10 protein-coding genes are annotated in these 11,998 nt (G+C 64.0%); 4 read left to right on the top strand and 6 right to left on the bottom strand.

What is annotated here, in order from left to right; all coding sequences use genetic code 11:
• Nucleotides 1-182: 182 nt before the first annotated feature.
• Nucleotides 183-1,376: an acyltransferase family protein gene (locus C2L66_RS22155; protein ID WP_060602896.1), complete on the top strand. Its 1,194-nt coding sequence runs from the start codon at nucleotides 183-185 to the stop codon at nucleotides 1,374-1,376.
• A gap of 89 nt (nucleotides 1,377-1,465) precedes the next feature.
• On the opposite strand, the gene C2L66_RS22150 is transcribed toward C2L66_RS22155, so the two are convergent.
• From C2L66_RS22150 to C2L66_RS22140, 4 genes are all read right to left on the bottom strand, one after another.
• A complete protein-coding gene (locus tag C2L66_RS22150) occupies nucleotides 1,466-2,485 on the bottom strand; it encodes a hypothetical protein (protein WP_060606750.1) in 1,020 nt (339 codons plus the stop codon).
• A 186-nt stretch (nucleotides 2,486-2,671) separates the two neighbouring features.
• The gene (locus C2L66_RS41290) at nucleotides 2,672-2,845 is read right to left on the bottom strand and encodes a hypothetical protein (protein WP_007744500.1); all 174 of its coding nucleotides are present in this window, start codon (nucleotides 2,843-2,845) and stop codon (nucleotides 2,672-2,674) included.
• An 89-nt stretch (nucleotides 2,846-2,934) separates the two neighbouring features.
• Nucleotides 2,935-4,764, bottom strand: a complete 1,830-nt coding sequence (locus C2L66_RS22145) for a diguanylate cyclase domain-containing protein (protein WP_060602899.1) — start codon at nucleotides 4,762-4,764, stop codon at nucleotides 2,935-2,937.
• Entirely contained in the window at nucleotides 4,764-5,876 is a 1,113-nt protein-coding gene (locus C2L66_RS22140) for an extracellular solute-binding protein (RefSeq protein WP_060602901.1), read from the bottom strand. Before C2L66_RS22140 ends, C2L66_RS22145 begins: the two co-directional genes overlap by 1 nt.
• Before the next feature lie 50 nt (nucleotides 5,877-5,926).
• Between C2L66_RS22140 and C2L66_RS40755 the strand changes: the two genes are divergently transcribed.
• Nucleotides 5,927-6,385, top strand: coding sequence for a hypothetical protein (locus C2L66_RS40755; RefSeq protein WP_148654587.1), 459 nt, complete (start codon nucleotides 5,927-5,929; stop codon nucleotides 6,383-6,385).
• A 705-nt stretch (nucleotides 6,386-7,090) separates the two neighbouring features.
• On the opposite strand, the gene C2L66_RS22135 is transcribed toward C2L66_RS40755, so the two are convergent.
• Complete coding sequence (locus C2L66_RS22135) at nucleotides 7,091-8,605, bottom strand: sensor histidine kinase (RefSeq protein WP_060602904.1); 1,515 nt, start codon at nucleotides 8,603-8,605, stop codon at nucleotides 7,091-7,093.
• The gene (locus C2L66_RS22130) at nucleotides 8,602-9,333 is read right to left on the bottom strand and encodes a response regulator transcription factor (RefSeq protein WP_035989577.1); all 732 of its coding nucleotides are present in this window, start codon (nucleotides 9,331-9,333) and stop codon (nucleotides 8,602-8,604) included. The genes C2L66_RS22135 and C2L66_RS22130 overlap by 4 nt, the downstream gene beginning before the upstream one ends.
• Before the next feature lie 191 nt (nucleotides 9,334-9,524).
• On the opposite strand from C2L66_RS22130, the gene msrB reads away from it, so the two are divergent.
• Both msrB and C2L66_RS22120 read left to right on the top strand, forming a co-directional pair.
• Nucleotides 9,525-10,058 (top strand): peptide-methionine (R)-S-oxide reductase MsrB, encoded by a 534-nt coding sequence (gene msrB / locus C2L66_RS22125; protein ID WP_060602907.1) that lies wholly within the window; start codon nucleotides 9,525-9,527, stop codon nucleotides 10,056-10,058.
• A gap of 48 nt (nucleotides 10,059-10,106) precedes the next feature.
• Nucleotides 10,107-11,951, top strand: a complete 1,845-nt coding sequence (locus tag C2L66_RS22120) for a cytochrome c biogenesis protein DipZ (protein ID WP_060602910.1) — start codon at nucleotides 10,107-10,109, stop codon at nucleotides 11,949-11,951.
• Nucleotides 11,952-11,998 lie beyond the last annotated feature (47 nt).

Here is an 11,998-nt window from a genome sequence, read left to right as displayed (position 1 = left end):
TGTTTCATTAGTCGTAACAATGAATCAGTGCCTGTACACAACGCGCAACGGGGATCGCTCGGCCAATGTCTCGGTGTTTTCCGACACCTGGGGGTGCAACCGGAAAGAAGGTGATGGCGGACCGTTAAACTGAACTGTCGATGCGGAAACTTTTGGCGCATCCTTTTAAGAATGAGAGCCCAATGCGAGCGACGACCACTCAGGCCAACGGCATCGTTCCTGCGCTGACGAGCATCCGCTTTCTTGCGGCGCTGACCGTCGTCCTGTCGCATTACCGCGAACTCGAACTCCTCAATACGCCCGTTTCGTTCTTCCATTTCGTCGACGGCGGGCGCTCGGCTGTTTCCCTCTTTTTCGTGCTCTCGGGCTTCATTCTCACGTACACGTATCGCGACGAACTCGCGACGCAAAGTCCGCATAACTTCTACGTCGCGCGCGTCGCCCGTATCTATCCGAACATCCTGTTCGCGCTCGCCATCGCATCCGTCACGACCGCGTACCTCGTCATCTCGCACAACGATGTGCTGTTGCTCAAGTGGTTCGCGCTGAAGACGTCGATCAATCTTTCACTGGTGGTGAGCTTCATCTGCCAGGTGTTCCTGATCACCGCCTGGTTCCCGTTCGCCGCGATCAATCAGCCGTGGAATGGCCCTGCGTCGAGCGTGTCGTGCGAGGCGTTTTTCTACGCGCTTTTCCCGTTGATCCTGGCGCGCTTCGTGAAGATGCGCGCATCGACACTCGTCGTCACGCTGATCGGCATCTGGGTCGCGCAGGGCCTGATGATCCTGTTCATCATGGCCGTGTTCCCGGTCGCGCGCAGTCACTTCCTTGCGGGCACGCTGCCGCTGTGCCGGATCGCGGAATTCATGCTGGGCATCGGCGCGGCGCTCGCATTCCAGACCTTGCGCACGCGCGGCGTGTCGATGCATGGCCGTGGCATTGCGCTGGTGTCGGGTTCCGTCGTCGTGCTGATCGTGCTCGCGCTGTGGCAGCCGACGACACCCGTGTTCTATCCGCAAAGCCCGTTCTTCGCGACCTTGATACTCGGCCTCGCGCTGCTGGAGCGCCCCGTGATCGGGCTGCTGAATCAGCGCTGGCTCGTGCGTTTCGGCGAAGCGAGCTACGCGCTTTTCCTGATTCACGTGCCGCTTGCGTATCTCGCGTGGCTGGTGGGTTTTCGTGCGAGCAACGGGTGGATTCCACTCACGTTCACGCTGCTGTTCAGCGTCATCGTGTTCACGTATTTCGAAGAGCCGATGCGGCGGCGCCTTCGCGCGCGCTTTCGCAGCAAACCGCTCGTGCCCGCAAGCGCCGTTGCGGAAACCGTGCCTGTCGATCCAACCGTGACAGTCGGGCACGGCATGAAGCCGAGCTGATCTTCCGCTTTCACCGCACCTCCTCTTCTCACACCAGACACAAACGGCGCTTCACGCGCCGTTTGTGTCTGTACGTCTGCCTTGTTCATTTACGCCCAGTGCGCCGGAATCCACACGCGGCCGATCCAGTGCCCCGGAATCCAGACCGCGGGACGCGGCCTCGGTGCGACATAGACCACATGCGGGGGCGGCGGCGGAGCGACGACTACGACATGCGCGGGCGGCGGCGGAGCCACGACGACAGGTGCGGGCACAGGCGCGGCGACGACCACGGCGGGAGGCGGCGGGACGATCACGGGCGGCGGCACCACGACGGCCGCGCCGACCGTCGTCGTACCCGTCACCACCGCCGTGCCGCCCGTCGTGACGACGCCGCCATGCACGACCGTGCCGCTCGTCGTCACGGTGTTGCCGTGCGTGCCCGTCGCGCTGCCGGACGTCACGACCACGCCGGGCGCCACGCTCGTCGCACTGCCCGAGTGCGTGACTGTGCCGCCGTTGCTGCCCGTCACGGTACCCGAGCGCGAACACGTCCAGCCGCCGCAGTTCGTCGATGCCGAGTGGTTATAGCTGTTGCCGTTGCCGCCCGTCACCGTTCCCGACGACGAGTATTGGCCCGCGCCGTTGCGCGTCACTTCACCCGACGTCGACGCTGTCCTGCCGTCCGAACCCGTCATCGTGCCCGTGTGCGAGCAGGTGCCGCTTGCGCAGCTGGTGTCGCCGGAATGCTGGACCGAGCGGCCGTTCGGTCCGTAGGCCGTGCCCGAGTTGGAGAACTGGCCCGGCGACGTGCGCGTGACGCTGCCCGAGTTGCTCGCGACGCCGCCGTACGGGCCTACTACCCCGCCCGCGTGATTGCAGGTGCCGCCGCTGCAGTAGCCGCCGTGCGCGCCGTTGTATTCGCCGCGCGACGTGTACGCGGTGCCGTGGCCGTACCAGCCGGCCCAGGCGGGCGCGCTGACGAGCGAGGCGCTCGCGCCGATCACCGTTGCTGCCGCCGCCAGCGCGATGCGGCGCGACATGCGGCACGAAACGCCACGCACAGCAGATGCCGACGAGCGATTCAGCAGACCAGACAACGAAGCGAAGATGTGCGAGCGGGTTTTCACGGCAGTGTCCTTCACGGTTCGGGCCACTTCGCGTTTGCAGTGTGGCGACGGAGTGAATCGTAGAAGAAACTGCCCTTCAGGTCAGTTCAAAAACTATGTCGGAAAATGTCACAACCCATGTCACGACAGGTCACGGCGGCGTGCAAAAAATGCCTGCGCCGTGACCTGCATGCATGCGACGAAATGCTATGAAGAACGGTCGCGGCCACGCGCGCGGGTCGCGCCCGTGACGACGCCGATGCCGAGCAGAATGACGGCGACAATCAACACGTAGTGCTGCGCGACGTGCATCGTGACGAGGGCCCACGACACGCCGCCAATGAAAATCAGCCAGCCGATCAGGTAAATGGCCAAGGTCATCGGATTCTCCTTTCCGCTTTGACATGCAAGCGTTTTGCAAGAACCATGCCGCGCGCAAGGCCACACAACCCAATGCTTCTGTTCAACCCTTATGCGATGACGTCGGCGCCGTCGTCGGCGGGTTCGACCTTTTCGGATTCGCGCTCGCTCCGGCGGCGCTTGCCGCGTCCCGTCCGCGCGCGCCGTATGTCGACCAGTTCGCGATACGACACCCATGCGCCCGAGCCGCCCGATTTCGCCGCGTACATCGCGGCGTCCGCGTTAAGCAGCAGCGCTTCGGCGGAATCGCCGTCCGCCGGGAACTGGCTGATGCCGATGCTCGCGCCGACCGTCATCGGCTGGTCGTCGATCGTCAGTTCGTCGTCGAGTGTGCGCACGATGCGCGCGGCGATTGCGGGCGCCGCGTCGGCAGAGCGTTCGCCCCTGATGAGCACGATGAACTCGTCGCCGCCGAGCCGCGCAACGAAGTCGCCGCTATGCAGCACGTCTCGCAAGCGGCGCGCGACGATCGCGAGCACGTCGTCACCCACGGAATGGCCGTATTGATCGTTGATCTGCTTGAAGCGGTTCAGGTCGATGAACAGCACGGCGAGCCGCTCGCCGCTCCCCCGCGCCCGGTCGATGGCTTCTTCCAGCTTCTGCATGAAGAGCATCCGGTTGGGCAGACCCGTCAGTCCGTCGTGGCTCGCCAGATGCGTGAGCTCGTGCTGCTTGCTGCGCAACTCGTCCATCTGCACGCGGATCTCGCGGCGCATGCGGTCGAAGCAGCGCGCGAGCACGCCGATTTCATCGGTGCGCCTGAGCGGCAATGCGTCCACCGTGTGCTCGGAGAAGAAATGCGTGGCGGCGTCCGCGAGGATATGCAGCGGCCGCGTCAACGCGCGGGCAAACAGAATGGCGAGCAGGATCGCGAACGCGCTGAAAATCAGCACCATCCGCACGATGCTGTTGCCCAGCATGTTCGCGCCGACGAGCACGTCGTGCAGCGGCTTGCCGAGGCCGATCACGATGAAGCGATTGCCCTGCGACTCGCCGAACGGCCGGCGCACGAACGAGAATACGTGGTTCGCCGCTTCGTTCGGTTGCGTGAGACCGTTCAGCAGCACGGGCCGGGTCGACTGCTCGAACAGCGCTTTCGTCGCCGCGAAGCTTTCCTGCATGAACACGCGCCGGCCCTTGTCGAAACCGAACGTCAGCGACGAGTCGGGATGCACGAGAAAGTCGCCCCATTCGTTGGCCAGATAGACCTGATAGTCGGCGGGCAGATCGGCTTGCGAGAGCCGCAACAGGCTCGCGAGATCGACGTCGATCACGACCACGCCGACCACGCCGCCGCGCGCGTCGGCGACGGGCGTGCCGACCCGCAGCGTCGGCTTGCCTTCCGCCGCGTGCGCGCCGTGCTCGTGATTGACGGCAATCGGCGAAATATAGATGCGCCCCGGCCGCAGCGCGAGCGTATCGAACACATACGCGAACTGCCCTTTTTCCTGCAGCGCGCTTTCCTGCACCCGCACCGTGCCGCCCGATTCGCGGTCGATGCGAATCAGTTCCAGCCCATAGTGATTGCGCGCGATGAGCCTGACCTGCAGATACTCGGGATGCTGCGCAATGAAGCTCTCGAACACCTGCGCGAGCCGGTCGCGCGTCGGGTTGTCGACGGACCTGCCGTCGTCGTCGAGGGCGACGGTTGCGGCCGACGGCATGGTGGACAGCACCAGGGCGTCCGCCGCGATGTCGTTGATCGCCATCGTGAAGCGCTGGCCGAGCAGTTCCGTCGACGTGAGCAGGCTGCGCTCCGCTTCGTGCACGAGCATGGTCCGGTTCGCGCGATACGCGTAATAGCCCGTCGTGCCGGACGCGAGCACGCCGATCAGCGCGAGCAGCACCGAGAGCTTGAGGGTGAGCCCGTGGCGCATCATCAGAAACGCTCCGGGCGGTCGCCCGATACGATGCGGCTCCACAGCGCCTCGCGTCTGTCGATGTTCTCGACGGGCTCGATCCAGAGAATGTGGCTTTTGCCCGTGCTTTCGGGCGGTTCGGTGAGCGTATTGGCGAGACCCTGGCGCTGCGTCAATAGCCGGCTGACATCGGGCTCCAGCATGTAGTTGATCCATGCGAGCGCGAGCGGCCGGTTCGCTGCCGCGCTCGTCATCGACCAGCAGTCGAGCCATGCGAGCACGCCTTCGTCGGGAATCACATAGCCGACGTCGGCGCCCGCGCGGCGCAGCAGTTCGAGTTGCTGCGTGCCGTAGTTGCCGAACATCAGCGCGACCTTGTGCTGCACGAAGAACGCAGCGGCCTCTTCCGGCAGGTTGTAGTAGGTCAGCAGATTGCGCCGCAGATCGATCAGCTTGCGGGTGATGGTCTGCATCTGTGCGCTGTTCAGCTGAAACGGGTCCGGGTAGCCGAGCGCGAGTGCCGTGAACGAGAAATTGTGCTGCGCGCTGTTGTAGTCGAGCACCTTGCCGCGATAGCGCGGATTCCACAGTTCGTTCATCGAATGCGGCGCGACGCTGACCTGTTTGCGGTCGTAGATGAGGCCCATCGTCGAATAGGTGAACGGAATTGCGTAGACGGCGCCTTGCTTCGTCAGTCCGGCGATCGACGACAATGCGCGAAAGCGCGGCAACTGACGCTTCGTGTTCGGCAGGCTGCCGAGGTCGAGCGGCGCGAGCAGATTGTCGTGTGCGTAGCGCTGGATTTCAGCCGTATTCGCCGCGAGCACGTCGAATTGCGGTGTCTTGCCTTGATGCATCTTGTCCCACAGCGCCTCATCGGAATCGATCAGCGTGACTTCGACTTTCGCGTGATACCGGCTCTCGAAACCTTTCACGACGTCGGGGTCGGCATAGCCCGGCCATGCGAGCACGCGCAGCACGTTCTCGGCCGCCGACGCGTGCGCGATCAGCATGCAGCAGCCGACAAAAAGGATGACTGCGTCAAGGAAACGATTGGGACGGGCGGCCGCGTGCGCCATGCGGGCAGACATGCCGCGTCGCCAGACACATGCATTTGAGTAGCACCACCGCATTTCGTCTGTCCTTATTGCGATCCGACTTCAATGCACTTCAACGCGCTCACTTGGGCAGCATCGGCTCGATGGCGGGGATGCGGCCGCCACATACGAGGGAAACGGCGTTCGGTCGCTGGCGAGGGACGCGCGACGCTTTTCTTCGGGAGAAGGAACAGCAGTCTAGCGGAATCGCGCGCGTCAAAATATACCCTGTTGTGGTCTGTCTGCAGATAACGGCCTGCAGGGCCGCTTCTTTAACGATTGGAGTGCTTGCACTTTTCAAATCGTGTTTCGGGAAATTACCGGGGGAAAGGAGAGGTGTTCGCGGGGGTTTTTTTGCGTGTTTCAAACTGGTGTTTGGTTTTTGGTTTGCTTTTGCTTTTGCTTTTGGTTTTGCTTTTGGTTTTGGTTTGGTTTTATGTGTGTGCTGGAAAGAGGTGGATCAGGGGCGGCTTTCGCGGCGCGGCGGGTTTGGTTTTGGTTTTGGTCTTATGCCTTTGTGCTGGCATCCGCGATGCGTTATCTAGCTTCACGCGTCGCCCCTGTGCGGGGCGGCACCTACTTTTCTTTGCCGCCGCAAAGAAAAGTAGGCAAAAGAAAGCGGCTCACACCGCCAATTCTTGACGTTTACCCACGGGCCCCCAACGTCCCCATCCTTCACACATCAGCGCCGTGGTTGGTGCCCGTTGCCAACGCTTCGAACAAACGCCTCACCCGCTTCAATTACCCGTACCCGGGCCAGCGTCAGCGAATGGTATGTGCCGCCCAGGTGGCAAACTGTGTGCAGGTTGTCGCGTCGTATAGGGTAGCGCTCTTACCGGGTGGGACGCGTACGCTATCGGTCTGGAGTGAAGCGCGTGGAGCACCGAGGGCCGACACACAGTTTGCCACCTGGGCGGCCGTGGACTGTCTGGTGAGGCGTGCTGAAACACGGGGTGTGTGCAGCGGGTGAGGCGCTCATTCAGAGCGTTGGCAACGCACGCAAATAGATATGCGGCAGTGTGAAGCGTGGGGCCGTTGGGGGCCCGTGGGCAAACGTCAAGAATTGGCGGTGTGAGCCGCTTTCTTTTGCCTACTTTTCTTTGCGGCGGCAAAGAAAAGTAGGTGCCGCCCCGCACAGGGGCGACGCCTGAAGCACGCTAACGTAACGCGGATGCCAGCGCAAACCCAAATCGCAGATGCCAGCGCAAAGCCAAACGCACACATGCCAGAAAAAAACCAAAGAAAAACCACTACACGGACGCCACCGCGCGTCCCCCCTTCTGCATCTTCCCCGCCGGATGCAATTCAAAACAAAACGCGGCGCCCGCGCCCCCCTTCTCAACAAGCCGTATCTGACTGTCATGCAACTGCAGCATCCGCTGCACGATCAACAACCCGAGCCCGCCGCGATGCGCGCCGCCCGACGTAAACGCACGCTGGAATAACCCCGCCCGCACTTCCTCCGACATACCCGGCCCCGTATCGCTCACCGTCACCGACACCTTGCCGTCGCGCACAGCAAGATCCACATCGACAGCGCCCGCATCCGGCGTATGACGAATCGCGTTATCGAGCAGATTGGTCAGCACACGCTCGATCATCCCAAGGTCCGCCGTCACGCTCGGCAAGCGCGGCGCAATGCCCGCACGCAACTGGATATGCCGCGCTTCCGCAGACAGCTCGAACTTCTGAAACACGTCCTGCAACAGATCGACCAGCGAAAAATCCTCAAGCGCAAGCTGCACATTGCCATGCTCCAGCCGCGCGAGTTCGAACAGCGACTGCGCCAGCCTGCCGACCTTCACACTCTGCCCAAGCGCAATAGCCAGATAACGCTTGCGCTCGGCGTCGCTCAGCGTGTCCGACTTCATCGACAGCGTTTCCAGATAGCCGTGCAGCGATGTCAGCGGCGTACGCAGATCGTGCGAAATGTTCGCCACCAGTTCGCGCCGCTCCTGGTCCTGCCGCGTCAACGCGCGCCATTGCTGGCCGATGCGCTCGGCCATCTGCGCGAACGTCGATTCGAGCGTTGCAATTTCGTCGCGCGAATTGGAATGCGACGGGCGTGCCGCATTGGCAATCGACGGTTGTGTATCCGGCTCGCCGTTCGCATCGAACTTGCGCATCGCGTCGGTCAGTCGGCGCAGCGGCCGCGTGATCAGCCCGAACGCCATCAGCCCCGCCACCAGACCGAGCAGCGCGACGAGCGCCATCGACCACAACGTCGTGCGCAACACCGAGCTGGCCGCGACGCGCGCCGCGAGCGCATCGTGGGCTTCGCCTTGCAGCACGACGTACAGGTATTCGGGCGGCCGCTTGCTCCCGTGCGGCAGCAACGCGGCGCTGAATACCTTGCGGCCGTCGACGCTGCGCGGGTCGTCGCCGAGTATCGGCAGCGGATCGCCGGCGATGAATTCGCGCACCGGCCGCATGTCGACCTGCATCCGCTTCAGGTGCCCGGCGGGCGCGTCGTCGCCTTCGATATGGCCGTTCTGATCGAGCAGATACACCTCGACGCTCGGATTGACCACCATCAGCTGCCCGAAAATCTCGCGCAATGCGTCCTTGCGCGAGCCGTCGTTGCCGTCGCCCGACAGCGCCGGACTGCCGGCGATATGCGAGGCGAGATCGCGCGACAGGCTCTGGATCACTTCCTTTTCGTGCAGATCGCTCGAACGTATCTGCAGCCACGCCGACGCGCCGCAGCACGCAAGCAGCAAGATGGAAAACACCAGCGACAACCGCTGTGTCAACGACAGATTCACGACGCGTCTCCTTCGTGCGCCGCAGGGTCGGCGACGAACTTGTAGCCGCGACCCCACACCGTCAGGATGCGCGTGGGCTGCGCCGGGTCCGCCTCGATCTTCGCGCGCAACCGGTTGATGTGCGTGTTGACGGTGTGCTCGTAGCCTTCGTGCTGATAGCCCCACACGGCGTTCAGCAGATCCATGCGCGAAAACACCTTGCCAGGCCGGCTCGCGAAGAAGTACAGCAGATCGAACTCGCGCGGCGTCAGCTCGATACGCTTGCCGTCGACGCTCGCCTCACGCGTGAGGGGATCGATGAACAGCCCGGCGAGGTTCAGGCTGCCCGCTTCCATCCGCGCGTCTTTCGCCATTGCATCGACGCGCCGCAACAGCGCCTTCACCCGCGCGACCAGTTCGAGTACGGAGAAAGGCTTGGCGAGATAGTCGTCCGCGCCGAGTTCCAGCCCGAGAATGCGGTGCACCTCGCTCGAACGCGCGCTGGTGATGATGATGGGCGTATAGCGCGCCATCGCGCGGGCGCGCCGGCAGATTTCCAGGCCATCGACGCCCGGCAGCATCAGGTCGAGGATCAGCGCATCCCAGTTGCCCTGTTCCAGCAGCCGCAGCCCTTCGTTGCCGTCGGCGCTATGGACGACCTCGTAGCGTTCGTCCCGCAGGTGCAGGCTCAGCACATTCGCTATGTCGACATCGTCTTCGACGATCAGTACGCGCTTTGGGTGGTCCATCGGCTGGCTTGATTGAACGTGGGATTGAAGGCAGGGATTAAACGTTGCCATACAACGTTGACAGCACTGACATTGTGCAGAATTTCCGGCCGCCGGGTTATCACAATTAATTTAAGTTTTCGTGAGGACCCGGATATCACAGCCGACTTACGCTACGCCATATTCAATCGAGTCGCACCAAGGAGCACACGATGAAAAGCCGCAGGCGGTTTCTGTTATCGGGCGGCAGCGCGCTCGCCGCGCTGGCCGCGCTCACGCATTGGCGGGCGTTTGCAGCGGGCACCCCGGGCGCAGCGGACGCGCAGGACGCAGCGGGCGGCGCGCCCGCGCGCTTCGAAGTCACGCGTTCCGATGCGCAGTGGCGCGCGCAGCTCACGCCCGCGCAATACCACGTGCTGCGCGAGGAAGGCACCGAGCGCCCGTTCAGCAGCCCGCTGAACGACGAGCATCGCAGCGGCGTGTTCGCCTGTGCGGGTTGCAGCCGCGAACTGTTTTCGTCGCGCACGAAGTTCGACAGCCATACGGGCTGGCCGAGCTTCTGGGCGCCGCTCGATCACGCCGTCGCGACGCGCGAGGACGGCTCGTTCGGCATGACGCGCACGGAAGTGCATTGCGCGCGCTGCGGCGGCCATCTGGGACACGTGTTCGATGACGGCCCGAAGCCGACGGGCTTGCGCTACTGCATGAACGGACTCGCGATGACCTTCACGCCGCGCGCCGCCTGAGATCGTCTTTCATCGCCCCATTTCGCACGATCAACCATCCAGACGATCATGTTACTCATTGTTCTCGCTTACCTCGGCGGCGCGCTCACGATCCTGAGTCCGTGCATCCTGCCCGTGCTGCCCTTCGTCTTCGCGCGCGCCGACCAGCCGTTCGTGCGCTCCGGCTTGCCGCTGCTCGGCGGCATGGCGCTCACGTTCGCGCTCGTCGCGACGCTGGCGGCCATCGGCGGCGGCTGGGTCACGCAGGCCAACCAGTACGGCCGCTGGATCGCGATCGTGCTGCTGGGCGTGTTCGGCCTCACGCTGCTGCTGCCGCGTCTCGCCGACCGACTGATGCACCCGCTGGTCAGCGCGGGCAACCGCCTGTCCGAGATGGCTCAGGCGGACGGCGCGAAGCCGCGCATCGGCTCGTCGTTTCTGCTCGGCATCGCGACGGGCCTGTTGTGGGCGCCCTGCGCGGGCCCGATCCTCGGTCTCGTGCTGACGGGCGCGGCGCTGCGCGGCGCAAGCGTCGGCACGACGCTGCTGTTGCTCGCGTATGCGGCAGGCGCGGCGACCTCGCTGGCCATTGCGCTGCTGATCGGCGGACGCGTCTTCACCGCCATGAAGCGCTCGCTCGGCGCGGGCGAATGGGTGCGGCGCGGAATCGGCGCAGCCATGTTGTGCGGCGTTGCGGCCATCGCGCTCGGCCTCGATACGGGCGTGCTGACGAAGGTATCGACGGTGGCGACGAGCGGCATCGAGCAGCACCTCGTCGACCGCCTGTCGCCGCGCAAACCGGCAGGCGAAGCGATGATGTCGGCCAATCTGCAAACCGGCGGTCCCGCCATGATGAAAACCTCCGACACGCAAGCTGCCTCAGCCAACACCACGCTGCCCGCGGGCACGATGATGCGCGCCTCGGCGACGGCCGCACCGCTGCCCGTCGAAGGCACGCTGCCGTCGCTGACGGGCGCCGTGCAATGGCTGAACTCGCCGCCGCTCACGAATGCGCAGTTGAAGGGCAAAGTCGTGCTGGTCGACTTCTGGACCTATTCGTGCATCAACTGCCTGCGCACGCTGCCGTATGTGAAAGCGTGGTCGCAGAAGTATCGCGACATGGGGCTCGTCGTGATCGGCGTCCATGCGCCTGAATTCGCGTTCGAGCGCAATATCGACAATGTGAAGAAGGCCACACACGATCTCGGCGTCGACTACCCGGTCGCCATCGACAACAACTACGCGATCTGGCGCGCGTTCGGCAACCAGTATTGGCCGGCGCACTATTTCGTCGATGCGCAGGGGCGCGTGCGTCATCATCACTTCGGCGAAGGCGAGTATGAACAGTCCGAGAAGGTGATCCAGCAACTGCTCGTGGAAGCGGGTCATCCCGAGGCGGCGCAGGTGGCGACGGGCCTCGCGCAGCGCGCGAAAGGCGTCGAGGCGGCCGCCGACGGCAACGACATGATGTCGCCGGAAACGTACATCGGTTATGCGCGTGCCGAGAACTTCGCGTCGCCGGGCGGCGAAGCGCGCAACCGCGCGCGCACCTATGCCGCGCCGTCGAGCCCCGACGTCAACGACTGGGGACTCGCGGGCATGTGGAAAGTGGGCGCCGAGCACGCAACCCTTGCCGCGCCGAACGGACGCATCGTCTATCGCTTCCACGCACGCGACCTGCATCTGGTGCTCGGGCCGGGCGCGGCCGGCAAGCCGGTGCATTTTCGCGTGACGATCGACGGCGTCACGCCCGGTGCTGCGCGCGGCACCGACGTGAGCGCCGACGGCACGGGCATCGTGACGGAACAGCGGCTCTATCAGCTCGTGCGCCAGACGGGCGACGTGGCCGACCACACCTTCGCGATCGAGTTTCTCGATCCGGGCGTCGAGGCATATGCGTTCACCTTCGGCTAATGGCATCCCGACCGACTGCACATTCATCTGTTATTCGAGGACTATCA

It is taken from the genome of Paraburkholderia caribensis, assembly GCF_002902945.1.
Classification (GTDB): Bacteria; Pseudomonadota; Gammaproteobacteria; order Burkholderiales; family Burkholderiaceae; genus Paraburkholderia; species Paraburkholderia caribensis.
This window is presented reverse-complemented; position numbering and strand designations above follow the sequence as displayed.